This window comes from Gemmobacter aquatilis, assembly GCF_900110025.1.
Classification (GTDB): Bacteria; Pseudomonadota; Alphaproteobacteria; order Rhodobacterales; family Rhodobacteraceae; genus Gemmobacter; species Gemmobacter aquatilis.
The window spans coordinates 469,008-494,341 of sequence record NZ_FOCE01000002.1; the positions used below are offsets into that span (position 1 = coordinate 469,008).

The 25,334-nt window shown below is 66.6% G+C and carries 23 protein-coding genes; 18 read left to right on the plus strand and 5 right to left on the minus strand.

The annotated features are described in order from the left end of the window. The first annotated feature begins 2 nt into the window (after positions 1-2). The 4 genes from gpt to trpE all read left to right on the plus strand — a co-directional run bounded on the left by gpt (position 3) and on the right by trpE (position 5,274). Positions 3-506, plus strand: a complete 504-nt coding sequence (gene gpt, locus BMX43_RS06055; protein WP_091298513.1) for a xanthine phosphoribosyltransferase — start codon at positions 3-5, stop codon at positions 504-506. 108 nt (positions 507-614) lie between these two features. After that, positions 615-1,793, plus strand: coding sequence for an aminotransferase (locus BMX43_RS06060; protein WP_091298516.1), 1,179 nt, complete (start codon positions 615-617; stop codon positions 1,791-1,793). Between the two features lie 97 nt (positions 1,794-1,890). Continuing rightward, the gene (locus BMX43_RS06065) at positions 1,891-3,756 is read left to right on the plus strand and encodes a peptidylprolyl isomerase (protein ID WP_091298521.1); all 1,866 of its coding nucleotides are present in this window, start codon (positions 1,891-1,893) and stop codon (positions 3,754-3,756) included. A 9-nt stretch (positions 3,757-3,765) separates the two neighbouring features. Next, positions 3,766-5,274 (plus strand): anthranilate synthase component I, encoded by a 1,509-nt coding sequence (gene trpE, locus BMX43_RS06070; RefSeq protein ID WP_091298523.1) that lies wholly within the window; start codon positions 3,766-3,768, stop codon positions 5,272-5,274. A 97-nt stretch (positions 5,275-5,371) separates the two neighbouring features. On the opposite strand, the gene BMX43_RS06075 is transcribed toward trpE, so the two are convergent. Further along, a complete protein-coding gene (locus tag BMX43_RS06075; RefSeq protein ID WP_281243115.1) occupies positions 5,372-6,772 on the minus strand; it encodes a divergent polysaccharide deacetylase family protein in 1,401 nt (466 codons plus the stop codon). Positions 6,773-6,934: 162 nt separating this feature from the next. Here BMX43_RS06075 and BMX43_RS06080 point away from each other — a divergent pair, with 162 nt between their 5' ends. From BMX43_RS06080 to lexA, 7 genes are all read left to right on the plus strand, one after another. Beyond that, the gene (locus BMX43_RS06080; protein WP_091298526.1) at positions 6,935-7,516 is read left to right on the plus strand and encodes an anthranilate synthase component II; all 582 of its coding nucleotides are present in this window, start codon (positions 6,935-6,937) and stop codon (positions 7,514-7,516) included. Further along, positions 7,513-8,526, plus strand: a complete 1,014-nt coding sequence (gene trpD, locus BMX43_RS06085; protein ID WP_091298528.1) for an anthranilate phosphoribosyltransferase — start codon at positions 7,513-7,515, stop codon at positions 8,524-8,526. The genes BMX43_RS06080 and trpD overlap by 4 nt, the downstream gene beginning before the upstream one ends. After that, entirely contained in the window at positions 8,523-9,167 is a 645-nt protein-coding gene (locus BMX43_RS06090; protein WP_175482036.1) for a uracil-DNA glycosylase, read from the plus strand. Before trpD ends, BMX43_RS06090 begins: the two co-directional genes overlap by 4 nt. A 67-nt stretch (positions 9,168-9,234) precedes the next feature. Continuing rightward, positions 9,235-10,047, plus strand: coding sequence for an indole-3-glycerol phosphate synthase TrpC (gene trpC / locus BMX43_RS06095; RefSeq protein ID WP_091298531.1), 813 nt, complete (start codon positions 9,235-9,237; stop codon positions 10,045-10,047). Beyond that, positions 10,048-10,524, plus strand: coding sequence for a cyclic pyranopterin monophosphate synthase MoaC (gene moaC, locus BMX43_RS06100; RefSeq protein ID WP_091298534.1), 477 nt, complete (start codon positions 10,048-10,050; stop codon positions 10,522-10,524). Next, entirely contained in the window at positions 10,521-11,696 is a 1,176-nt protein-coding gene (locus BMX43_RS06105) for a molybdopterin molybdotransferase MoeA (RefSeq protein WP_091298538.1), read from the plus strand. Before moaC ends, BMX43_RS06105 begins: the two co-directional genes overlap by 4 nt. Positions 11,697-11,777: 81 nt before the next feature. Continuing rightward, a complete protein-coding gene (gene lexA / locus BMX43_RS06110; RefSeq protein ID WP_091298540.1) occupies positions 11,778-12,482 on the plus strand; it encodes a transcriptional repressor LexA in 705 nt (234 codons plus the stop codon). On the opposite strand, the gene BMX43_RS06115 is transcribed toward lexA, so the two are convergent. Next, positions 12,476-14,578: a ComEC/Rec2 family competence protein gene (locus BMX43_RS06115; RefSeq protein WP_091299101.1), complete on the minus strand. Its 2,103-nt coding sequence runs from the start codon at positions 14,576-14,578 to the stop codon at positions 12,476-12,478. The genes lexA and BMX43_RS06115 overlap by 7 nt on opposite strands. A gap of 111 nt (positions 14,579-14,689) precedes the next feature. On the opposite strand from BMX43_RS06115, the gene gltX reads away from it, so the two are divergent. The 4 genes from gltX to BMX43_RS06135 all read left to right on the plus strand — a co-directional run bounded on the left by gltX (position 14,690) and on the right by BMX43_RS06135 (position 18,854). After that, positions 14,690-16,105, plus strand: a complete 1,416-nt coding sequence (gene gltX / locus BMX43_RS06120) for a glutamate--tRNA ligase (RefSeq protein WP_091298542.1) — start codon at positions 14,690-14,692, stop codon at positions 16,103-16,105. Between the two features lie 76 nt (positions 16,106-16,181). Beyond that, positions 16,182-17,477 (plus strand): citrate synthase, encoded by a 1,296-nt coding sequence (gltA, locus tag BMX43_RS06125; RefSeq protein WP_091299104.1) that lies wholly within the window; start codon positions 16,182-16,184, stop codon positions 17,475-17,477. A gap of 97 nt (positions 17,478-17,574) precedes the next feature. After that, a complete protein-coding gene (locus tag BMX43_RS06130) occupies positions 17,575-18,309 on the plus strand; it encodes a heparan-alpha-glucosaminide N-acetyltransferase (protein WP_175482037.1) in 735 nt (244 codons plus the stop codon). A gap of 59 nt (positions 18,310-18,368) precedes the next feature. Beyond that, positions 18,369-18,854: a PaaI family thioesterase gene (locus BMX43_RS06135; protein ID WP_091298548.1), complete on the plus strand. Its 486-nt coding sequence runs from the start codon at positions 18,369-18,371 to the stop codon at positions 18,852-18,854. Here BMX43_RS06135 and BMX43_RS06140 read toward each other — a convergent pair. The 3 genes from BMX43_RS06140 to BMX43_RS06150 all read right to left on the minus strand — a co-directional run bounded on the left by BMX43_RS06140 (position 18,844) and on the right by BMX43_RS06150 (position 23,398). After that, complete coding sequence (locus tag BMX43_RS06140; RefSeq protein WP_425431783.1) at positions 18,844-19,920, minus strand: DUF2235 domain-containing protein; 1,077 nt, start codon at positions 19,918-19,920, stop codon at positions 18,844-18,846. The two genes, BMX43_RS06135 and BMX43_RS06140, sit on opposite strands and share 11 nt — an antisense overlap. Further along, a complete protein-coding gene (locus BMX43_RS06145; RefSeq protein WP_245749388.1) occupies positions 19,907-22,165 on the minus strand; it encodes a xanthine dehydrogenase family protein molybdopterin-binding subunit in 2,259 nt (752 codons plus the stop codon). Before BMX43_RS06145 ends, BMX43_RS06140 begins: the two co-directional genes overlap by 14 nt. Positions 22,166-22,252: 87 nt before the next feature. Then, entirely contained in the window at positions 22,253-23,398 is a 1,146-nt protein-coding gene (locus tag BMX43_RS06150; protein WP_091298557.1) for a type III PLP-dependent enzyme, read from the minus strand. Positions 23,399-23,612: 214 nt separating this feature from the next. On the opposite strand from BMX43_RS06150, the gene BMX43_RS06155 reads away from it, so the two are divergent. The 3 genes from BMX43_RS06155 (at position 23,613) to BMX43_RS06165 (ending at position 25,324) form a co-directional block, all read left to right on the plus strand. Next, positions 23,613-24,044, plus strand: a complete 432-nt coding sequence (locus BMX43_RS06155) for an Lrp/AsnC family transcriptional regulator (protein ID WP_091298560.1) — start codon at positions 23,613-23,615, stop codon at positions 24,042-24,044. A 165-nt stretch (positions 24,045-24,209) separates the two neighbouring features. Beyond that, entirely contained in the window at positions 24,210-24,572 is a 363-nt protein-coding gene (locus BMX43_RS06160; RefSeq protein ID WP_091299107.1) for a DUF1428 domain-containing protein, read from the plus strand. Continuing rightward, on the plus strand, positions 24,569-25,324 hold the full coding sequence (locus BMX43_RS06165) for a VOC family protein (RefSeq protein WP_091298563.1): 756 nt from the start codon (positions 24,569-24,571) through the stop codon (positions 25,322-25,324). Before BMX43_RS06160 ends, BMX43_RS06165 begins: the two co-directional genes overlap by 4 nt. The last annotated feature ends 10 nt before the right edge of the window (positions 25,325-25,334 follow it).

Here is a 25,334-nt window from a genome sequence, read left to right on the forward strand (position 1 = left end):
CGATGATCGACCGCCTGCCGCATGAAAAAGGCTTCCACGTTTCGTGGGATCAGATTCACCGCGACGCCCGCGCGCTGGCCTGGCGGCTGGATGGCAAGGGGCCGGACAATGGCGCCTGGAAGGCCGTGGTCGGCATCACCCGCGGCGGTCTGGTGCCCGCGATGATCGTCGCGCGCGAACTCGACATCCGCATCGTCGATACGATCTCGGTCAAAAGCTACAACCATCAGGCCCAGATGGAGGCGCGCGTCACCAAATCCCCGCAAGAGGAGCTGATGGGCGACGGCACCGGCATCCTGATCGTCGATGATCTGGTGGACAGCGGCAAGACGCTGGAACTGGTGCGCAAGCTTTACCCCAACGCGCATTTCGCCACCGTCTATGCCAAACCCTCGGGCCGCCCGCAGGTCGATACCTATATCACCGAGGTCAGCCAGGACACCTGGATCTTCTTCCCCTGGGACATGGCGCTGCAATACGTCCAGCCGTTCCGCGGCACCGATTAAGGCCCCCTCCGGCCTGTATCCCGGGCCGGAATCGCGCGGCACCACAGGTGCACGGGGGGTGCACGCCCGGTGTACGCCTGTCACCCCCCCTTTTCGCAGGTTTTCCCGATGACACTGCCGCTCAACCCCGCCATGGCCGCCACCTTCCCGCCCCCGGTGATGGAGGCGCGGCGCTGGCTGGCGGGCCTTGTGTTTACCGACGCGAAACCTCTGATCAATGTCAGTCAGGCCGCCCCGGTGGACAGCCCGCCCCTGGGCCTGCGTCAGGCACTGGCCGAGGCGGCGCTGAACGATCCGCAGGCGCATCTTTACGGCCCGGTGCTGGGCCTGCCCGCGCTGCGCGAAGAGATTTCTGCCCAATGGTCAGTGGCTTACGGCGGCACCATCGCGCCGTCGCAGGTGGCGATCACCCAGGGCTGCAATCAGGCCTTCACCGCCGTCATGTCCACGCTGGCCGGCGCGGGGGACGAGGTGATCCTGCCGACGCCGTGGTATTTCAACCACAAGATGTGGCTGGACATGCAGGGCGTGACCACCGTTCCGCTGGCCACCGGCCCCGATCTGTTGCCAGATCCTGAACGCGCCGCCTCTTTGATCACCCCGCGCACCCGCGCCATCGCGCTGGTCAGCCCCAACAATCCCGGCGGCGTCGAATATCCCGCTGATTTGCTTGCGAAATTCCGCGACCTTTGCCGCGCGCACGACCTCGCGCTGATCCTCGACGAAACCTATCGCGACTTTGGCAGCCGCGACGGGCGCCCGCATGATCTGTTCACCGATCCCGAATGGGATAACGTGTTGATTCACCTCTATTCCTTCTCCAAGGCCTACCGTCTGACCGGCCACCGCGTCGGCGCCATCGTCGCCTCTGCCCCCCGTCTGGCCGAGGTGGAGAAGTTTCTCGATACCGTGGCGATCTGCCCCAGCCAGTTGGGCCAGATCGGCGCGCTGTGGGGGATGCGCAATCTGGGCGAATGGGTCGCCGGGGAACGCGCCGAAATCCTGCGCCGCCGCGCCGCAATGATCAATGGTTTCAACGCGTTGGAGGGGTGGAAGCTGCTCGGTTGCGGCGCCTATTTCGCCTATGTCGAACATCCGTTCGCCGCGTCTTCGGCCGATCTGGCCAAGCGTCTGGTGCAGGAAGAAGCCGTGCTGATGCTGCCCGGCACCATGTTCCAGCCCGACAGCCACCCCGAAGGCACCCGCCAGTTCCGAATCGCCTTTGCCAATGTGGATGCGGCGGGGATTGCGGAAATGTTCAATCGGCTCAAGGTGTTCCGGGGCTAAGCTCATGTGACCGGCGCAGGGCGGTCCCATCCGCCCTTGCCGCAGCCCCGCCGAGCGCATAGAACCGTCGCCAAACCCAAGCGAGACAGGCCCAAACATGTCCCAAGACAGCACGACCGACAGCCCGAAACGCAAGCGGCGGGGGGCTTCCGTCATGGTCTGGGTGCTGCTGGCCATGGTCATCGGCGGCTTGGGCGGCTTTGGCGTCTCCAACTTCGGCGGCGGCCTGACCGCCATCGGCAGCGTCGGCGACCGCGACATCACCGTGAACCAATACACCCGCGCCCTGCAAAGCGATCTCAAAGCCTTCGGTGCCCAGCTTAACACTCAGATTTCATTGCAAGATGCGCTGAAGATCGGGCTGGATGGGCAGACGCGCGAAAAGCTGGTGACGACTGCCGCGATGGATGGCGAGGCGGATCGGGTGGGCCTGTCCGTCGGTGATATCCGCGTGGCAAAGGAAGTGACCGACATTGCCGCCTTCAAGGGCGCCGGTGGCACCTTTGACCGCGAGGCTTACCGCGCAACCTTGCAAAACAATGACTTGACCGAAGCCGAGTTCGAAACCGGCATCCGTGACGACCTTGCCCGCTCCTTGCTGCAAGGCGCGGTGACCGGCGGTTTTGCGGCCCCTTCGGTGCTGACCGACACGCTTTATACCCATATCGCCGAACGCCGCGGCCTGACCGTGCTGCCCCTGACCGAGGCCGATCTGCCCACCCCGCTACCCCCGCCCACCGATGCCGACCTGAAAGCGCATTACGAGGCGAATATCGCCGCCTTCACCAAGCCCGAAGCCAAGCGCATCACCTATGCTGCACTTCTGCCCGAAAAACTGGCATCCACCATGCCGGTGGACGATGCCGAGCTGAAAAAGCTCTACGAGACCCACCGCGACGATCTGGTCCGCCCCGAACGGCGGCTGGTGGAACGGCTGGTCTTCGGCACGGAAGATGAAGCGAAGGCCGCCAAAACCCGCCTCGACGCCGGGGAAGCCTTTGAAAAGATTGTAGAAGAACGCGGTTTGAAGCTGCTCGACATCGACCTTGGCGATGTGTCCAAGCCCGAACTGGGCGCGGCGGGCGAGGCGGTTTTCGCTCTGGCCGAACCGGGGATCGTCGGCCCGCTGCCCTCGGATCTGGGGCCTGCCCTGTTCCGGGTGAACGGAATTCTGGCCGCCGAGGAAACCACCTTTGAAGAAGCGAAAGCCGATTTGACCGTGGAATATCAGATGGATGCCGCCCGCCGCGCCATTGGCGACAAGCTGGAGGCGATCGACGATCTGCTGGCTGGCGGGGCCACGCTGGAAGACCTGTCGAAAGAACAGGGGATGGAGCTGGGCACAATCGACTTCTCGGCCCAATCCGACGAGAAAATCGCGGGCTACCCCGCCTTCCGCGAGGCTGCGACCGCCGTGCAGGAGGGCGATTTCCCCGAGGCCATTGCGCTGGACGATGGCGGTCTGGTGGCGATCCGCTTTGACAGCGTGGTGCCCGCCGCCGCCATCCCGTTTGACGACGCGCTGGAGGCTGTGACCGAGGGCTGGCACACGTCGGCGCTGCGCAAGGCACTGGCCGCCCGCGCCGCCGAGGTGAAGACCGCCGTCGAAGGTGGCACTTCGCTGGGCGCCTACGGTATCGCCTCTGTCACGCCGCAGATCGCCCGCGACGGCTTTGTGGAAGGCCTGCCGCCCGCCGCGCTTGCCATGGCCTTTACCCTGTCCGAAGGTGCTGTGCAGGTGATCGACATGCCGGACTTCGTGGGCCTGTTGCGCGTGGACAGCATCACCCCTGCCGCACAAGAGGGCGACGACGCTGCCGCGCTGAAAGGCGCGATTGCCGCGCAGGTGGAACAGACCTATGCCCGCGACGCGCTGCAACTGTTCGCCTCGGCTCTGGCCATGCAGGCCGGGGTCACCTTCAATCAGGCCGCGATTGACGCGGTTCATGCCCAGTTCCGCTAAGGCTTTGACATGTCTTTGATCCCTTCCTTCGAAGCCTTTGAACGCGGTTGGGCTGCCGGGCAGAACCAACTGGTCTATGCCCGTCTGGCCGCCGATCTGGACACGCCGGTCAGCCTGATGCTGAAACTGGGCGAGGCGCGGGCCGATACCTTCATGCTGGAAAGCGTGACGGGCGGCGAGGTGCGCGGGCGCTATTCGGTGGTGGGGATGAAGCCGGATCTGATCTGGCGCTGCCGCGGCGCGCAATCGGAAATCAACCGCGAAGCGCGGTTTGACCGCACGGCGTTCCAGCCGCTGGAAGGCCACCCGCTGGACACGCTGCGCGCCCTGATCGCGGAAACCCGGATCGAGATGCCGGAAGACCTGCCCGCCATTGCCAGCGGCCTGTTCGGCTATCTGGGCTATGACATGATCCGTCTGGTCGAACATCTGCCCGATGTGAACCCCGACCCGCTGAACCTGCCCGATGCGGTGCTGATGCGCCCCTCGGTCATCGCGGTGCTGGACGGGGTGAAGGGCGAGGTGACCATCGTGTCGCCCGCCTGGGTCGGATCGGGCCTGACGGCGCGGGCCGCCTATGCGCAGGCCGCCGAGCGGGTGATGGACGCGCTGCGCGATCTGGACCGCGCGGCCCCGGTGCAGCGCGATCTGGGCGAGGCGGCGCCGGTGGGCGAGATGACCTCGAACTTCACGCATGAAGGCTACAAGCAAGCCGTTGAAAAGGCGAAAGACTATATCCGCGCGGGCGATATCTTCCAGGTTGTGCCCTCGCAGCGCTGGTCGCAGCGGTTCGAGTTGCCGCCCTTTGCGCTGTATCGCAGCCTGCGGCGCACCAACCCCTCGCCCTTCATGTTCTTCTTCAATTTCGACGGGTTTCAGGTGATCGGCGCCAGCCCGGAAATCCTCGTGCGGCTGCGCGAGGGCGAGGTGACGATCCGCCCGATCGCGGGCACCCGCAAACGCGGCGTCACGCCCGAAGAAGACAAGGCGCTCGAACTGGACCTGCTGGCCGATCAGAAAGAGCTGGCGGAGCATCTGATGCTGCTGGATCTGGGCCGCAACGATGTGGGCCGGGTGGCGAAGATCGGCACGGTGCATCCGACCGAGAAGTTCATCATCGAACGCTATTCCCACGTCATGCACATCGTGTCGAACGTGGTGGGGCAGATCGCCGAGGGCGAGGATGCGCTGTCGGCGCTGCTGGCTGGCCTGCCTGCGGGCACGGTCTCCGGTGCGCCCAAGGTGCGGGCGATGGAGATCATCGACGAGCTGGAACCGGAAAAGCGCGGCGTCTATGGCGGCGGCGTGGGCTATTTCGCGGCCAATGGCGAGATGGATTTCTGCATCGCGCTGCGCACCGCCGTGTTGAAGGACGAGCAGCTTTATATTCAGGCCGGGGGGGGCGTGGTCTATGACAGTGACCCCGAGGCGGAATATCAGGAGACGGTGAACAAATCCCGCGCGCTGCGCCGCGCGGCCGAGGATGCCGGGATGTTTGCCCGGCGGGGCAACAGCTGAACCCGCAGACGGGGGGCTGTCTGCCCCCCGCGCCCCCCGAGGATATTTTCAAACAGAAAATGGGAAGGCCGGGGGATGACCCCGGCCTTTGGTCTGTTCAGCGGGTTTGCAGGATCGCGGTGAGCGGCGCGAGCGCCACCGAGCCTGCGCGCCCCTCGACCGACCATTCCAGCAGCGTGGCGATGGTTTCCGGCGTGGCATGGCCCAGCACGGCGACATGGCCGTCCTGGGCCGCCTTGAAGGCGGCGCGATCCAGATAGCGGCGGATCACCGGGCCGGTTTCGCCTGCGGCATCCAACTGGCGGAAGATCACGGCGGCGGGCACCGCCTCGCGCCGGGCGACCTGATCGGCTGCGTTCAGCCCGCGTTCAAAGGTGACGAGGCCGCGGCCCTGATCCTTGATCACCGGCACCACGGCACTGGCCAGCGGGCGGTCGTTCTGGAAGCCCCCCTCGGACAGATCGAGCACGGCGACGGCTTCGGGCAGGGCTTTGGCATTGGCCTCGAACGCCACGGCGATGTCTTCAGGTTTGGCACCTTTGGGCAGGCCGGTGGCCAGCATCACCACCTCTTTGCCCGCAGCGCGGTAGAGGGCGGCATGGGCTGCGGCTTCGGGCGAGGCCGGATCGAGGGCGATGGTGACGGGCAGCGGCAGGCTGGCAAGGGCCGCGCGATCCAGCCCCTCGGCGCCATCATCGACGAGAAGAACGGCGTAGAGCGGCTTGCCAGCCGGGTTGTCAAAACTCGCGGCGAAGCGGTGGACGGGGCGGGTGTCTTCGCCTTCGGGCGTGGCGGCTTCGGCGGCGGGCGCCGGGGCGGGCGTTGCGTCGATGGCAGGCAGGCGGTCGGTGGTCACGCCCTCCACGCTGGCAGGCAGGCCGGGTTCGGGCCGATCCAGCAGCGGTTCGGACGGCGCGGCGGGTTCGGCCGACGGGACTTCGACGGGTGGTTCCGGCAGATCAGGCGCCAAGGGCGAGGTGGGCGGCACCTCGTTGGGCAGCGGCGCGAGGGCGGCCTCTTCCTCGGGCGAAAGCGGCGGCACGGGGGGCAGATCGACTGGGCCGGGCACGGCATCGGCCTCGGCGCCGGCCATCGGGGCGGCAGGTTCGTCCGGGGTTTCGGGGGCGGCGGCGGGTGCGGCAAGCGCGGGCACGGCGGCATCGGGTGCGGGCGGCGCAGGGCTAACGGGCGGCTCCTGTGCCGCTTGCGGCGGCGGTACGGGTTCGGGCGGCGCAGGGGCAACCTCGGGGGCGGGTTCTGCCACGGGTTCGGTTGTCGCCTCCGGGGGTTCCGGCGGCGAGGCGACGGGCGCCGGTTGTGGCGGAACAGCAGGGTTGACCGCAGGCTCCGGTGCTGCGGCAACCGGGGCGCTGTCGCTGTTGGCAGGTGCTGCGACCGGGGGCACAACCTTCGGCAGCGGTGTCATTTCCGACAGAAGGGCAAGCCCGGTGATCGCGACCACGCCGCCCCAGATGAGCCCAGACACAAATCCACGCACGCCCTGCCTCCGATCCTTCTGACGGTTATCCCCGCCCTATGCCCTATTGGCGCCATGCCGGGCGGGTTTGACTTGACCTCACCGGGCGGCTCTGACCATGTATAGCGCGACGCCGCGCGGGGTTCACCCCCCAACCGACACCATTCTGCAAGGCCCCGCACCATGCTGCTGCTGATCGACAATTATGACAGTTTCACCTACAATCTTGTCCATTATCTGGGCGAATTGGGCGCGGATGTGCTGGTGAAGCGCAATGATGCGCTGGACGTGCAGCAGGCCATGGCGCTGCGCCCCGAGATGATCGTGCTGAGCCCCGGCCCCTGCGATCCGGCTGCGGCGGGCATCTGCCTGCCGCTGACCCATGCCGCAGCCGAGGCGAAGATCCCGCTGCTGGGCGTCTGCCTTGGCCACCAGACCATCGGCGAGGCGTTTGGCGGCAAGGTGGTGCGCTGCCATGAAATCGTGCATGGCAAGATGGGCGTGATGCATCACAACGGCACCGGCGTGTTCCGCGGCCTGCCCTCGCCTTTCCTTGCGACGCGCTATCACAGCCTGGTGGTGGAGCGTGACAGCCTGCCCGACTGTCTGGAGGTGACGGCCTGGCTGGAGGATGGCACGATCATGGGCCTGCGCCACAAGACGCTGCCGATTGAAGGCGTGCAGTTCCACCCCGAAAGCATCGCCAGCGAACATGGGCATCAACTGCTGAAGAACTTCCTCGATTCGGCCCGGGTGTCGGCATGAGCGAGCGGCTGAAACCGCTGATCGGCGTGGCGGCCACCCGTGCACTGACCCGTGACGAGGCAGAGACCGCCTTTGCCGCGCTGTTCGAGGGCGAGGCGACGCCCGCACAGATGGGCGGCTTTCTGATGGCGCTGCGCACGCGGGGCGAAACGGTGGATGAATATGCCGCCGCCGCCAGCGTGATGCGGGCCAAATGCCACAAGGTGCGGGCACCCGAAGGCGCGATGGATATCGTGGGCACCGGCGGCGATGGCAAGGGCACGCTGAACATCTCCACCGCGACGGCTTTTGTCGTGGCGGGCGCGGGGGTGGTGGTGGCCAAGCATGGCAACCGCAACCTGTCGTCCAAATCCGGCGCGGCGGATGCGCTGACCGAGATGGGGCTGAATGTAATGATCGGCCCCGATCTGGTGCAGCGCTGCCTGGACGAGGCCGGGATCGGCTTCATGATGGCGCCGATGCACCACCCGGCGATGCGCCATGTCGGCCCGGTGCGGACCGAGTTGGGCACGCGGACGATCTTCAACATCCTTGGCCCGCTGACCAACCCCGCCGGGGTGAAGCGGCAGTTGACCGGCGCCTTCAGCACAGCACTGCTGCGCCCGATGGCCGAAACGCTGCGGATGCTGGGGTCGGAAAAGGCCTGGCTGGTGCATGGCGGCGACGGCACGGACGAGCTTTCCATCGCGGCGTCCTCGCAGGTCGTGGCGCTGGACGGCGGGGCCTTGCGCGAATTCAGCCTGCATCCCGAGGATGCGGGCCTGCCCGAACATCCGTTTGAGGCGATCATCGGCGGCACCCCGGCCGAAAACGGCGCCGCCTTCCGTCGCCTGCTGGAAGGCGAGGCGGGCGCTTACCGCGACGCCGTGCTACTGAACGCGGCGGCGGCGCTCGTGGTGGCCGACAAGGCCGCAGGTCTGGCCGAGGGCGTGGAAATGGCGCGCGAGTCGATCGATTCCGGCCGGGCGCTGGAAAAGGTCGAAGCGCTGGTCGCGCTGACCAACGCGTGAGCGTCCCGCCTGCCCCGCCTGCCGCATGGGCGGATCTGCCGTTTTTCCGCGATGATTGGCCCGCCCTTTGGGCGCGGCTGCAAACGGCAGCGCCGTGGCAGCCCGCCGCGATGTTCCGCGCGCTGGACCTGACGCCGCGCGCGGCGGTGCGGGTGGTGATCCTGGGGCAAGACCCCTACCCCACGCCGGGCCGCGCCACGGGTCTCGCCTTTTCCTTCCCGCCGGGTGCGGCGCCGAAGGATTCGCTGCGCAACATGCTGACGGAACTTCAGGCCGATCTGGGCGTTGTCAAACCGGATGGCGATCTGACCGGCTGGGCGCGGCAAGGTGTGCTGCTGCTGAACGCGGTGCTGACCGTGCCGCTGGGCCAGGCCCATGGCCACAAGGGCTGGGGGTGGGAGCGGCTGGTGCAACAGGTGTTGCAGGCCACCGCCGCTGACGGGCCGCGCGCCTTCGTGCTGTGGGGCAACCCGGCGCAAAAGCTCTGCGCCAAACTGCCGCGTGACGGGCATCTGTTCGTGCAAAGCGCCCATCCCTCACCGCTGTCGGTCTATCGCGGCTTTACCGGATCGCGCCCCTATTCGCAGGTCAACCGCTGGCTGGCGGCGCAGGGTCAGCCAGAAATCGACTGGGCCGCCTGACCCGCACCGAAAGCCCGGGTTTTCAAGCCCCGATCACCACGCTACGACTGAGGCGAAGGAGACTGACATGAGCACCATTCTCGACCGTATCAAGGCCTACAAGCTGGAAGAGGTTGCCGCCCGCAAGGCCGCTCGCCCGCTGGCCGAGGTGGAAGCCGCCGCCAAAGCCGCCCCCAAGCCGCGCGGTTTTGCCCGCGCGCTGTCTGCGGCGGCGACCACCGGCTATGGGCTGATTGCCGAGATCAAGAAGGCCAGCCCGTCCAAGGGCCTGATCCGCGCCGATTTCGATCCGCCCGCGCTGGCCCGCGCCTATGAGGCCGGGGGCGCCACCTGCCTTTCGGTGCTGACCGACGGGCCGTCCTTTCAGGGCGCCGATGAATATCTGACGCAGGCGCATGACGCGACCAAACTGCCCTGCCTGCGCAAGGATTTCATCCATGATGCCTATCAGATCACCGAGGCGCGCGCCCTTTCGGCGGATTGCATTCTGCTGATCATGGCCTCGCTGGACGATGCCGAGGCGGCGGATCTGGAACAGGCCGCCTTCGCCCTTGGCATGGATGTGCTGATCGAGGTGCATGACCGCGCCGAGCTGGAGCGCGCCGCCAAGCTGAAATCGCCGTTGATCGGCATCAACAACCGCAACCTGCACACGTTCGAGGTGACGCTGGACACCACGCGCGATCTGGCGCGCCGTGTGCCGGAAGACCGGCTGATCATCTCGGAAAGCGGGCTTTATACGGCGGCCGATCTGGCCGACATGGCGCAATATGGCGCGCGCTGCTTCCTGATCGGCGAAAGCCTGATGCGGCAGGCGGATGTGACGGCGGCCACGCGGGCCATTCTGGCCAAGCCGCTGACCGCGCAAGGGGGGTCTTGAATGACGCTGACCCATTTCGATGCGGCGGGACACGCGCATATGGTCGATGTCTCTGACAAGCCGGTGACGGCGCGCATCGCCGTGGCGCGCGGCGCCGTTCGGATGAGTGCGGCGACGCTGGCGATGATCACCGAAGGCCGCGCGAAAAAGGGCGACGTGCTGGCGGTGGCGCGACTCGCGGGCATCATGGCCGCGAAAAAAACCGCTGATCTGATCCCGCTCTGCCACCCGCTGCCGATCACCAAGGTCGCGCTGGAACTGGTGCCCGACCCCGATCTGCCGGGGGTGGTGGTGGAGGCGACGGTGAAAACCGGCGGCCAGACCGGGGTGGAGATGGAGGCGTTGACCGCGGTCTCTGTTGCTTGCCTCACGATTTACGACATGGTGAAAGCGGTGGAAAAATCCATGCAGATCGAAGGCATACGCCTTATCCTGAAAGACGGCGGCAAGTCGGGCCGGTTCGAGGCCGACACATGATCCCGGTCGAGGAGGCGCTGGCGCGGGTGCTGGCCTTAGCCAACCCGATGCCGCTGGAACAGGTGGCGCTGGCGCAAGCCGCCGGGCGCTGGATGGCCGAACCCGCCTTTGCACGCCGCGATCAGCCGCCCTTTGCGGCCTCGGCGATGGATGGCTATGCGGTGTGCGGGCCGGTTGCCGTGGGCGACAGCTTCCGCGTGATCGGCGAGGCCGGGGCTGGCCATGGCTTTGCCGGTGCGATTGCTGTGGGAGAGGCCCTGCGCATCTTCACCGGCGCCCCGGTGCCCGAAGGCGCCACCCATGTCGTGCTGCAAGAAGATGTGCGGCGCGACGGCGAGGTGATCACGATTGCGGCGCTGTCATCGGGCGACAATATCCGCCCGCGTGGCAATGATTTTTCGGTGGGGGAACAGGTCGCGCCCAAGCGGCTTGCCCCCAATGATCTGGCGCTGCTGGCGGCGATGAACCTGCCGCAAGTGACCGTGCGCCGCCGCCCTGTCGTGGCGATCATCGCCACGGGCGACGAGTTGGTGATGCCGGGCGAAGACCCCGGGCCGGATCAGATCATCGCCTCGAATTCCTTCACCATCAAGGCCTTGGCCGAAGCTGCCGGCGCCGAGGCGCGTCTGCTGCCCATCGCCCGCGATACCGAATCCAGCCTGCGCGCCGTCTTCGATCTGGCCGAGGGCGCCGATCTGGTGGTGACGATTGGCGGCGCTTCGGTCGGCGACCATGATCTTGTGGCCAAGGTTGCCGGTGATCTGGGGATGGAGCGCGCCTTCTACAAGATTGCCATGCGCCCCGGCAAACCGCTGATGGCCGGGCGGCTGCGTGGGGTGCCGATGCTGGGTCTGCCCGGCAATCCGGTGTCGGCCATCGTCTGCGCCCATCTGTTCCTGCTGCCGCTGCTGCGCGCCATGCTGGGCGACCCGGCGCCACACCCCACGCCGCGCAAGGCCGTGCTGGGGGCGAATGTCGCGCCCACCGGGCCGCGCACCCATTACATGCGCGCCAGCCTGCAACCGGGCGATGGCCTGCCGCTCATCACCCCCTTCGCGCGGCAGGACAGTGCGTTGATCACCGTGCTGTGTGCAGCCGATGCGCTGCTGATCCGCCCCTTGGGTGACGCCGCGCGGCAGGCGGGCGAGACGGTGGAATATCTGCCGCTTTAACGCGAAGCGCTTGACACAAACCGGGAACACGGGCAGAACATATAGCCAACACCTGTGAAACCGGCGAAGGGAAACTGGCGGATGCTGACGCGCAAGCAACTGGAACTGCTGGATTTCATCCGCCTGCGGATGGACAAGGATGGCGTCCCCCCGTCTTTCGACGAAATGAAAGAAGCGCTGGACCTGCGCTCCAAATCCGGCATCCACCGGCTGATCACCGCGCTGGAAGAACGGGGTTTCATCCGCCGTCTGGCCCATCGCGCCCGCGCCATCGAGATCGTGAAACTGCCCGAGGCAATGGAACGGCCGGGGTTCAGCCCGAAACTGGTGGAAGGCGGGCGCCCTGCGGCTGCCCCCCCGATTGCCCCCCCGCCCGGTGCCATGCCGGTTGCAGCGGTTTATGCGCTGGAACTGCCGGTGATGGGTCGCATCGCCGCCGGCGTGCCGATCGAGGCGATTTCGGAAATCTCGCACCACATCGCCGTGCCGGGCAGCATGTTGTCAGGCTCCGGCCAGCATTACGCACTGGAGGTTCGGGGCGATTCGATGATCGAGGCGGGGATCAATGACGGGGATATCGTCGTGATCCGCGAGCAGTCTACCGCAGAGAATGGAGATATCGTCGTGGCGCTGGTCGAGGATGCCGAGGCGACGCTGAAGCGCTTTCGTCGCAAGGGCAACATGATCGCGCTGGAAGCGGCGAACCCTGCCTATGAAACCCGCGTGTTCTCCGATCACATGGTGAAGGTGCAGGGCCGCTTGGTCGGGTTGATCCGCAGCTATTGAAGCGCGGCCAGCCGTGGCGCGGGGGGCGCCAGAAAGCTGACCGGCAACGGTGGGCCAGATTTGCGTTGCCAGATCCGCCAGCTTTGACGTGCCGGTTGCAGGCGTAGCCGGTCGCCCTCCACCCACAGGGCCAAGCCACCACTGCGCCGCAGGGTGGCAAGGTCGATCACGCGACAGGGCCGTTCTGCCGCGGGCAGTTCGGCGGCCACGATCAGCAGGTCGGCCCCTGCACAGGCCGCGCCCACGCCTCCCAGCGCAGATTTGCCCCGCAACTGGCGGATGCGCCACCCCGCCAGCGTGAAGGCCCGTTGCTCTTTCGGGCCGGTAAACCCGGCCCGCGCCGCTGCCAAATCCTGCGCGGCAAGATCACCGTCATTCTCAAGCCAGCTTTGCGCCGCGAACCCCGCCCCGCGCCCGGCAGACAGCGCCCGCCCCTCTGGCCCCAGCAGCCCGACCAGCGCGGCATCCGGCGAAATCAGCAGATCAGGCCGCGTCGCCCCCACCCACAGCCCAAGTCCCAGTGCGATCGGTGCCAACCCCACCGCCCGCCCCCAGCCGCGCCAGACCGCAATCCAGATGCCGCCAAAGCTGATCAGCGGCAGCACCCAGCCACCCGGGGCAGGCACCGCTGTCACCGCGCCCTCCCACTGCGCCACCTGTTCGGCCACCGCGAGGATCCAGGCGCAGCCGCGTCCCATTACCCAAAGCGGCACCCCTTCAAGGCCCAGCGGTGCCAGCAACGCCGCCACCGCCCCCGCAGGCATCACCACGGCGCCCATCACCGGCACGGTCAGCAGATTGGCGACAAAACCGAAATCGGCGATCCGGTTGAAATGCGCCGCGCCATAGGGCGCCGTCGCGACCCCGGCCAGCAGCGAAGACAGCACCAGCGTGAACACCGGCAGCCCCCATCGCGGGATGCGCCCGCGCAGCACCCCACCCTCCAGCGCGCCAAAGCCGGCGATCAGCGCGGTGGTCGCGGCGAAAGACATCTGAAACCCGGCATCCAGCAGGCTTTCCGGTCGCGCCAGCAACAGCACCACCGCCGAAAGCGCCAGCGAGCGCAGCGACAGCGCCCGCCGGTCCAGCAACACCCCGGCCAGCATGACCGATACCATCAGGAAGGCGCGTTCCGTCGCCACATTCGCGCCCGACAGCAGCAGATAGAACCACGCCACCCCAAAGGACAGCACCGCCGCGATCTTCTTCGCGTTCACCCGCAGCGCCAGCGGCGGCACCAAGGCGAGTCCCGTGCGGATCAGCGCGAAGACGAAGCCGATCAGAAAGGCCATGTTCATGCCCGAAATCGCCAGCAGATGCGCAAGGCTGCTGGCCCGCAGCGCCGCCACCGCCTCACCGCTCAGCCCCGAACGGTCGCCGGTCATCACCCCGGCGGCAAAGGCGCCCGGGTCGCCCGGAATCGCCGCCTGCACCGCCGCCGACAGCCGTGTGCGCAGGCGGTTGACCCTTTCGGCCCCGGGCGCAGGCTCCTCCCACAGCAGCAACGGGTCGCGGCTGTAGCCGACGGCGCCCAGACGCTGAAACCAGGCCATGCGCTGAAAATCAAAGCCGCCCGGCTCCACCGCGCCTTCGGGTGGGGCCAGATGGCCGGTCAGTTGCACCACCTGCCCCGGTTCCAGCGCGACATCGGGCGGCGGGCCGTGCAGCGACAGGCGCACCCGCAAGGGCGTTCGCGCGGGCGGCACATCCGCCAGCACCACCTGATCCAGCGTCAGGCGCAGCGCGTCGCTTTGCGCCCGGTCAATCTCGATCACGCGGCCCTGCACCGGGCCGTAATAGCGAAAGCCCAGCACCGGAGCCTCCACCAGATGCGCGCGCAGCCCGGCGGCCAATACGCCCGCCGCGACGCATCCCAGCGCCACGCAGACCGGATGCGCCGCCTCTGGCCCCAGCCGCCACGCCAGCCCGCTGGCCAGCAGCACAGCCCCCGCCCCGGCATAGGTCAAAAGCCCCGGCTCCTCCGCCAGCCCGAACCACAACCCGATCCCCAGCGCCAGAAATACCGGCACCCAGGGGAACAGAATCCCCCGCGCTTCGGCCAGCGCCACCACCGGCCACAGCACCAGACGCCGCATCACCGGCCCCCGCGTGTCCACCTTGTTTCCAACCCTCCGCTCGCCTATCACAGCGCCAAAGATCGCAAGGCCCAAGCCTAGCCCCCCAAGGTTTCCGAAAGGTTAAGACCGATGACCGCCCATCCCGCAGACGCCCCCGTCGTCACCCGCTTCGCCCCCTCGCCGACCGGCTATCTGCATATCGGCGGCGGGCGCACGGCGCTGTTCAACTGGCTTTACGCCCGGGGCCGGGGCGGCAAGTTCCTGCTGCGGATCGAGGATACTGACCGCGAACGCTCCACCCCCGAGGCAACAGCCGCCATCCTGCGCGGCCTCACATGGCTGGGGCTCGACTGGGACGGCGAGCCGATCAGCCAGTTCGCCCGCCGCGACCGCCATGCCGAGGTGGCGCATCAGATGCTTGCAAGAGGAACGGCCTACAAGTGCTTCTCGACCAAGGAAGAAATTGATGCCTTCCGCGCCGAGGCCGAGGCGCGCGGTACCTATGCCCTGTTCCAGAGCCCGTGGCGCGACGCCGATCCCGCCACCCATCCCGACGCGCCCTTCGCCATCCGCATGAAGGCCCCGCGCGACGGCGAGACGGTGATCGACGATCAGGTGCAGGGCCGTGTGGTGATCAAGAACGAAACGCTGGACGACATGATCGTGCTGCGCTCGGACGCAACACCCACCTATATGCTGGCGGTGGTGGTCGATGACCATGACATGGGGGTGACCCATGTCATTCGCGGCGATGACCATCTGGTCAATGCCGCGCGCCAGCAGATGATCTATGATGCGATGGGGTGGGCGATCCCGGTCTGGGCGCATATTCCGCTGATCCACGGGCCGGATGGCAAGAAACTGTCCAAACGCCATGGCGCGCTGGGGGTCGAGGAATATCAGGCCATGGGCTATCCCGCCGCCGGGATGCGCAACTATCTCACCCGGTTGGGCTGGGCGCATGGGGATGCCGAGTTTTTCACCAGCGAACAGGCGAAACAGTGGTTCGACCTGAAGGGAATCGGTCGCGCCCCCGCCCGGCTGGATTTCAAGAAGCTGGAGAATCTCTGCGGCCAGCACATCGCGGCGGGTGCTGATGCAGCATTGCTGAGCGAACTTCAGGCCTATCTGGCCGCAAGTGGCCAACCTGCGCTGACGAACGCCCAGTCTGCATTGATGCTCAAAGGAATGTCTTCCTTGAAGGATCGCGCAAAGACCTTCCCTGAACTGCTTGAAAAAGCGCGGTATATTACCGTTTCTCGCCCAATTTCACGCGATGAGGCCGCCGAGAAATCGCTCGACCCGGTATCCCGTGGTATACTGAAATCGTTGACGCCGCAGTTGCGAAATGCTAGCTGGACGAAAGACGATCTTGAGGCCATTCTCACCGGGGCTGCTGCTGAAAACGGCATCGGCTTCGGCAAATTGGCCGCCCCCTTGCGCGCGGCCTTGGCCGGACGCACGGTAAGCCCCAGCGTCTATGACATGATGCTTGTCATCGGTCAGGACGAAACGATTGCGCGGCTGGAGGATGCCGCGGCCTGATCGCCGCACCCTCTGCCGGAATGATTTCGCGGCGGCGCCAGTATCGGTGCCGCCTGCCAACGCAGAGGGATGTGAGATGGCAGAACCGACCAGGACCGCAAAGCTGACAATTGATGACAAGGTCATCGACTTGCCGATCTATTCGGGCACCATTGGCCCCGACGTGCTCGACATCCGCAAGCTTTATGCGCAGTCCGACATGTTCACCTATGACCCGGGCTTCACCTCCACTGCGGCCTGCGACAGTGCGATCACCTATATCGATGGTGACAAGGGCGAACTGCTGCACCGCGGCTACCCGATCGACCAGCTGGCCGAGAAATCGCATTACCTCGAAGTCTGCTATCTTCTGCTCTACGGAGAGCTTCCGACCCTCGTCCAGATGAAGGATTTTGAAGGCCGCATCACGCGCCACACCATGGTGCATGAACAGATGCACAACTTCTTCCGGGGCTTCCGCCGCGATGCGCACCCGATGGCGACCATGGTCGGCGTCGTGGGCGCGCTGTCTGCCTTCTATCACGACAGCACAGATATCAACGATCCGTGGCAGCGCGAAGTGGCCGCGATCCGCCTGATCGCCAAGCTGCCGACCATCGCAGCGATGGCCTATAAATACTCGATCGGCCAGCCCTTCGTCTATCCGAAGAACTCGCTCGATTACGCGGCGAACTTCCTGCACATGTGCTTTGCCGTACCCTGCGAGGACTATGTGGTGAACCCGATCCTGGCCAAGGCCATGGACCGGATCATGACTCTGCACGCCGATCACGAACAGAACGCCTCCACGTCCACCGTGCGTCTGGCGGGGTCTTCGGGCGCCAACCCGTTCGCCTGCATCGCGGCGGGCATCGCCTGCCTGTGGGGCCCGGCCCATGGCGGCGCCAACCAGGCCTGCCTCGAAATGCTGCGCGAGATCGGCACCGTGGATCGCATCCCGGAATATATCCGTAAGGCCAAGGACAAGGACGATCCGTTCCGCCTGATGGGCTTCGGCCACCGCGTCTACAAGAACTTCGACCCGCGGGCGAAGGTGATGAAAGAATCGGCGGACGAAGTGCTGGGCCTGCTGGGCGTGGAAAACAACCCGACCCTGCAAGTCGCCAAAGAGCTGGAGCGGATCGCACTGGAAGACGATTATTTCGTCTCCAAGAAGCTCTATCCGAATGTCGATTTCTACTCGGGCATCATCCTGGATGCGATGGGCTTCCCCACCTCGATGTTCACGCCGATCTTCGCGCTGTCGCGCACCGTCGGCTGGATCTCGCAGTGGAAAGAGATGATCGGCGATCCCACGCAGAAGATCGGCCGCCCGCGTCAGCTCTATACCGGCTCGGCCTTCCGCAACTATGTGGATACCCATCACCGGTAATCGGTCACGAAACGATGAAGGGGCGGGCCGTGCGACGGTCCGCCCTTTTCCTTTGCGGGCGGGCGTGGCACCACGGATCAGCGCAGGAGGACGGGCGATGAAGGACAGGGGCCGGATCTGGCTGATCGACGCATGGCGCAGCCTTGCCTTGCTGTGCATGGCCACCTTTCATTTCACCTTCGATCTGCGCATGTTCGGGCTGTGGCAGCCGGGGCCGGGGGCGGCGCTGTTCCTGTATTACTACGCGCGGATGATCGCGGGCAGCTTTCTGTTCATCGCGGGCATGGGGCTGTGGCTGTCGCATGGGCAGGGCATCCGCTGGCCCGCCTTCCGGCGCCGGGCGCTGATTCTGGCGGGCAGTGCGGCGGCGGTGACGCTGGCCACCTGGGTCGTGATGCCGGACTGGTTCATCTTCTTCGGCATCTTGCATTGCATCCTTGTGGCCAGCCTGCTGGGCCTGCTGGCCCTGCCGCTGCCCGGCGCGGTGACGCTGGCGCTTGGCATCGGCGTGGTGGTGGCCTCCTACATCCTGCCGCCGCTCTACCCGCTCAACGACCCGTGGCTGCGCTGGCTGGGGATGCAGACCCTGCCCACCGCCTCGGTGGATCTGGAGCCGCTGCTGCCGTGGTTCGGCCCCTTCCTCGCCGGGATCGGCGTGGCAAAGCTGCTGGGCCCGGTCTGGCCCCGCCTGGCCGCCTTTCCCGCGCAACAGACGCCGCTGTTGCGCGCCCTCGCCTGGCCCGGCCAGCACAGTCTCGCCATCTATCTGATCCACCAGCCGGTGCTGTTCGGCCTCGTCTGGGCCTGGGTCTGGCTGCAGGGCGCGATCTGACGTTACGTCACGCCGCATAATCCGCTTTGCAGCCGCCGCCCCGCTTGCCACAAAAGGCCATGACCCAGACACCGCTTTTCGCCCAATCCCCCGCCGACCTGCCGACCCGCGACCAGTTGCTCTCGATGTCAGGCCTTGATTTCATGCAGGCCATGCTGGAAGGGCGCATCCCGCATCCGACCATTGCCGCGCTGATGGGCTATCGCATCACCACGGTCGAACCGGGCCGCGTCACCCTGACCGGCACGCCGGGCTTTCAGCACACCAACCCGTTCGGCGGCGTGCATGGCGGCTGGTATGGCACGGTGCTGGATACAGCGCTTGGCTGCGCCGTGATGACCGCCGTGCCCAAGGGCCGCTGGTATACGACGCTGGAATACAAGGTGAACATCACCCGCGCCCTGCCCGTCGGGATGGAGATGGAGGCCGAGGGCCTCCTCGATCACGCGGGCCGTTCGACCGCCGTGTCGCGCGCCACGATCCGCGGGCGGGCCGACGGGCGGCTTTATGCCAGCGGCACCACCACCTGCATCCTCATGGATTAGGCCGGGCGCTGCGCCGCATCCAACGCTTCGGCTCCACCTGCAAGGCGGTGGGGTGGATGCGTTCAGACCGGTCGCGCCCCACCACGCGCGGTTTGCGCAGCAGGAACATGCCGCCCCAGCGGTGCCATGTGCCCAGCATCGGCGCCGTCGCATCGCAGGGAAACCGATCCCGCCACCCGGCAGGCAGCACCAGCCCGCAGGCCGCCGCACGTTCCAGCATCCAGACCAGCGGAATGTTCGCCAAGGGCCGCGCCGCCTCGAACCCGCCCAACTGCCCTCCCACATCGCCATGCGCGCCGCGAAACCACACCTGTTCCACATTGCCCTCCCATCCCGGCGGGCACTCCCACAGCACCGGCTCGAACACCTCGCGCGTCTCGTGCAGCGCCAGCGCCTGAAAGCCGTGGCGGATGGAGCGGCCAAGCTGGTGGTCGTGAAAGGCATGGCGCCCCTCGGTCAGCATCCACAGCAGCGGCAGACGCAGCCCCAGCGCCTTCACCGTATCCCAGACGCCCACCATCTGAATCGGCGCCTCGGCATGGCAATAGGCTTTGGCGAAGGCGCGGGCAGCAAGGCTGTCGGGGTTGAGCTCATAGTGGCGCCAGGCCTGCACCACATTGCGTTCGGTCGCGGCGTCATGGCGCAGCAACCCGACCCGGTCGATCACGCCGGCAAGGCTGCGCACCGCATAGGCGCCGCGCGAATATCCCAGCAGGAAGATGCGGTCGCCGGGCCGGTAATGGCTGGCCAGATGGCCATAGGCGCGGCGGATCTGGCGGTTGATGCCCTTGCCCTGCATCACGTTCATCGCCTTGCCCACGCCCTCCCATTGCAGGCCCGGCTCGTAATACAGGCTGCGGCGATTGCCCTGCACCGTCTCGCGCAGCAGTTGGAACGCCCGGCCCGCATTGCTTTCCCGCCCCGGATGCAACGAGGCCAGCGTGCCATCCAGCACGATCACATGATCCACCCGCCCCCGCACCAACGCCACGGGCACATTGCCGATCTGTGTCTGCGCCACCGGATGGCGGCGCAACCAGCGGCCAAAGCGTTCAAACAGGCTCAGCTTGGGCCTCCACAATCGCGGCCCAGATCCGGCCGGGGCTATAGGGCATCTCCAGCCGCGCCCCCAGGGGCGCCAGCGCATCGCGCACCGCATTGGCCAGCGCAGGCAGCGCCCCCACCGTGCCCGCCTCGCCGCAGCCCTTCATCCCGAACGGGTTGGTGCGGGTCGGTGACGGTTCCGAAGCGAAGCGGATGAAGGGCAGATCGGCGGCCCGCGGAATCGCGTAATCCATGAAACTGCCGCTGAGCAACTGGCCCTGCCCGTCATAGGCGGCCTGTTCCATCACCGCCTGGCCAAAGCCCTGCGCCACCCCGCCATGCACCTGCCCCAGCACCAGTTCCGGCGCCATCAGCGTGCCGAAATCATCCACCGCGCAATAGCGATCCAACCGCAGCGCCCCGGTTTCGGGGTCGATCTCCACCTCGGCCAGATGCGCGCCATTGGGGAAACTGCGCCCTTGCAGCTTGATCTCGGCACTGTGGCGCAGCAGATCGGCCCGGCCCTTGCCCCGCGCCAGATCGGCGGCCTCGATCAATGTGAGCGCCAGATTGCGCCCCTCGGCCCGAAACACCCCTTCGGCAAAGCGGACCGGCTGCCCCTCTTGTTCACTCAGGAACGCCTCGAACGCCGCCACCAGCCCCGCGACCGAGGCGCGGATCGCCGTGCCCTGCACCGTGACCGACCGCGACCCGCCAGTGCCGCCGCCCTTGGCGATCCGGTCACTGTCGCCCTGCACCACGGTGATACGGTCTTCGGGGATGCCGGTCATTTCGGCCAGCATCCTTGTATAGACGGTTTCATGCCCCTGCCCGTTGGACTGCGTGCCGACAAACAGCAGCACGCCACCTTCGGTAAATTCCACCGTCGCCCCTTCGACCGGCGATCCCAGAATCGCCTCGACATACAGCGCCAGCCCCCGGCCCCGCAGCAGGCCCCGCGCCGCACTCGCCGCCCGCCGCGCCGGATAGCCCGCCAGATCGCTTTCCGCGCCGATCCGGGTGAGGATCCGCTGAAAATCGCCGCTGTCGATCTCCTCCCCCGTCCAGAAGCGATAGGGGAAGGCACGGATCACATTGCGCTCACGCAGGTCTTCCGCCGTCAGACCCAACTGGCGGGCCGCCTCATCCATCGCGCGTTCGATGGTCAGGATCGCCTCGGGCCGCCCGGCACCGCGATAGGCATCGACCGGCGTGGTGTTGGTATAGACCCCCACCGCGCGCAGATGCGCCGCCTGAATGTCGTAAACCCCGGTCAGCACCTTGGCGAACAGCTCTCCCTGAATCCCTTGCCCGAATTGCGCGCTATAGGCCCCAAGGTTTGACACAAGGTTGACGCGATACGCGGTGATGCGAAAATCGGCGTCAAATCCCAGTTCCGCCACCGCCACCAGATCGCGCCCGGCATTGTCCGACAGCATCGCCTCGCTGCGGTCGGAAAACCAGCGCACCGGGCGGCCCAGCAGCCGCGCGGCCTGTGCAATCGGCACATATTCCGGGTAGGTCGCGGCCTTCATGCCAAAGCCGCCGCCGACATCGGGGTTGGTCACCTGCACCGCGTCGGGGGGCAGGCCCAGATGGCGGGCAAGCTCGCCCTTCTGCACCCAGACGCCCTGCCCATTGACGCAGAAATGCAGCCGCCCGTCCCAGGTGGCAAAGGCACCGCGCGGCTCCATCGCCGCCACGATGATGCGGTTATGCACCACCTCCACCGTCACACGGTGGGCCGAACCTGCCAGCGCCGCCTCTGCCGCTGCCCCGTCGCCCTCCTCATAGACAAAGGCGCGATTGCCCGGCGCCTCGGGGAAGATCGCGGCCTCGCCTTCAAACGCCACGGCGGCGGGCAGTTCGGCGTAATCCACTTCGATCAGATCCAGCGCGTCGCGCGCCTGTTCGGCGGTTTCCGCCACCACCATCACCAGCGGCTCGCCGACAAAGCGCACCCGGCCCTGCGCCAGCACCGGGCGCTCCGGCGCCACCCCGCGCGTGCCATCGGGCTGGCGGGTGCGATGCGCCGCCATGCCCAGCACCACCCCCTGCGTCCGCAGATCCTCGGCCGTCAGCACCAGCGCCACACCGGGCGCCACCCGCGCGGCAGATACATCCAGCGCGGTGATCTCGGCATGGGCCATCGGGCTGCGCAGAAAGGCCGCGAACAGCGCGCCTTCCGGCACGATGTCATCCACATAGCGCCCCTGCCCGGTCAGAAACCGTGCATCCTCGATCCGCCCCTGTGCCCGTCCGAACATCTGCCATCCCCTTGTCCTGCCAGTGGAATGGTAAACGCCCGGCGGAACAAGTCCAGCCGGGCGTTGCATCAGAACGGAAACGCGGTGTCAGACCTTCAGCGACAGCACCGTGGCAATGGTCAGCTCGCCAAAGCCGTTGAACCGGGTGTTGGTGGCCAGCGAATAGGCCCCCATGCCGTGGATCACCAGATAATCGCCCTCGGCAATGTCTTCGGCCAGCATCAGCTCGCCCGGCAGACGGTCCACCGAATCGCAGGTCGGGCCGAACACGATGCGCGAGGCCAGCGGGCCGCCGCGCTTTTCGCCCGCGCCATTGACCACCTCGATCCGGTCGATCACGCCGACCAGCGGCAGTTCCGCCAGCGCGCCATAGACGCCATCGTTCAGGAACACATGCTCGTCGTCACGCACCGCCTTGACCTTGGCAATATGGGTGAACGCGTCACCGCACAGCGCCCGGCCCGGCTCGCAGACCAGCATCGGGCGCATGTCGCCGAACGCCTCGGACGCCACGCGGTCGATCAGCGCAAACGTGTCCTCGATCTGCGGCACCACGGCCTGCAGGCGGTGGTTCGGGAAGCCGCCACCGACGTTCAGCCGCGCAATCGCCACCCCGGCCAGCGCCGAGATTTCGGCGGCGGCGCGGATATAGGCCTCCCACGCATGGGGGTCGGTGCATTGCGTGCCCGGGTGGAAGGTCAGCGAGGGGATGAAGCCCGCCTCGTTCACCCGCTTCAGCAGTTGCGCCGAAAGCTCCACCGTCGCGCCGAACTTGGCGCCAAAGTTATAGGCCGCGCCCGCCACCGGCAGCTTGAACCGCACCGAGATTTCACAGCCTTCCGCCGGAACCATCTCGATCAGCTTTTCCAGCTCGGATGCCGAATCGACGGAATAGGATTTCACGCCCATCTCCACCGCCACGGCAATCTCGGCCCGCGCGCGCACCGGGTTGTTGTAATGCATCGCCGCATCGGGGGCCAAACGGCGGATCAGCCGCATTTCATTGGGCGAGGCCACGTCAAAGCCGCGGATGCCCGCTGCCGACAGGTTTTCGATCACCACTTCGGACGGGTTGGTTTTCACCGCATAGGTGACCATGCCCGGAAAGCCATCGATGAACCGGCGCGCTGCGGCCTGCAACACGGCGGGGGAAAAGAACAGCACCGGGTTTTCCGGTCTGACGGTGCGGATATATTCGGTCGGGTTGGTCCAGATCGTCTTGGAGAGTCCCATCGGCGTGCCCTTTCTGCCAACAGAACGCAAGGGCCATCGCCCGGAACCCATCCGGGAGCCAGCACCTGCGCGGTCATTACAACCAGGCCAGGTGCGTATGAGCCGCCCTTTTCCTGAAAACGTGGAATGCGCATATGGGGCACAACTTCACCGATGAAAACTACAAATATATAGTGTATGGGTGACAGAATGACGAAAAATGCGGGCACATTGCATGGATGAACTTGATCGCAACATTCTGGGGCTTCTGGGGGCCGATGCACGCATGTCGGTGGCCACTTTGGCGCGGCGGATGAAGGTCGCCCGCTCCACCGTGCAGGCCCGGCTGGAGCGGTTGGAGACGACCGGCGTGATCGCCGGCTATACCCTGAAGCTGGGCGAAAATGCCCGGCAGGGGCGGCTGCGCGCCTCGGTCCTGCTGACGATCGAACCCCGGGCGCAGGCCGCCATCCTCACGCGGCTGAAGGCAATTGCGGAAATCGAAAAGGTGTTCACCACCTCGGGCCGCTATGACCTGCTGCTGCAGATCGCGGCCCCTTCGACGCAAGTGCTCGATCAGGTGCTCGATCAGATCGGCGCATTGACCGGGGTTGTCAGCTCCGAAAGCCTGATCCACCTGTCCACGAAATTCGACCGGGCGGTGTGATCGCGCCAGCGCAGCGCGAACAGATCGACAACGGCCTGCCGCGATGCTGCCCCCGTCATGGCCCCGTCATGGCCTCGGCGGATCATGGCCATTTCATATAAGTTTTGGTTGCTTTTCCAGACGACCGGCGCAGCCTTGCAGGCACAAGCGATCAGGGAGATTGAAATGTCTTACATTGATGGATTCGTGATTCCCGTTCCCACCGCCAAACGCGAGGAATACCGCGCGCATGAGGAAAAGTGGTGGCCCACCTTCCAGAAACTCGGCGCGCTGTCGCTGGTCGTCTGCTGGGGCGACGAGGTTCCCCCCGGCAAACAGACCGATTTCCTGCGCGCGGTCGAGGCAAAGCCCGATGAAACCGTGGTGTTCTGCTGGATGACCTGGCCCGACAAGGAAACCCGCAGCGCCGCCTACAAGGTGATGGAGGCCGAGATGGACCCAACCCTGATGGCCGACATGCCCTTTGACGGCAAGCGCATGATCTATGGCGGGTTCGCGCCGATCCTGTCGCTGGGGGCAGCACAATGACCCCGCATCACGGCGCCCCCTGCTGGTATGAACTGACCACGCCCGATCTTGCCGCCTCTGGCACGTTCTACAGCGGGCTGCTGGGCTGGCAGATTGCCGATGCGGGGATGGAGGGCTTCACCTACCACCTCGCCAGCGTTGCGGGCACGATGGTCGCGGGCCTGTGGTCGCCCACCGATCCGATGCCCCATTTCTGGCTCTGCTACTTCGCCGTCGCCGATTGCGATGCGACGGTGGCGCAGGCCGTGGCCCTGGGCGCCTCGGTGCATCAGCCGCCGAACGACATTCCGGGCACCGGGCGCTTTGCCATCCTCGGCGATCCGCAGGGCGCGGGCTTCGGCATCCTGCAACCGCTGCCCGGTGGCACGGGCGGCGCCTTCGACCAGATGAAAACCGGCCATGGCAACTGGCACGAGCTGACGACCCCCGATCCCGCCGCCGCCCTCGCCTTCTACGGCGCGCTGTTCGGCTGGACCCAAAGCAGTGTCATGCCGATGGGCGAGCTGGGCGATTACCACATCATCGCCCGGCAGGGGCAGGACATCGGCGGCATCATGCGCCCGCCCGCCCCCGGACTCCCGCCCAACTGGCTGCCCTATTTCGGTGCCGCCGGGATCGACGCCGCCATCGCGCAGATCACCGCCAGCGGCGGCACTCTCATCAACGGCCCGATGGAAGTGCCCGGTGGCGCCTTCATCGCGCAGGCGCTGGACCCGCAGGGGGCTGCTTTCGCCGTCGTCGGGCCAAAGTAACCGCCCCGTA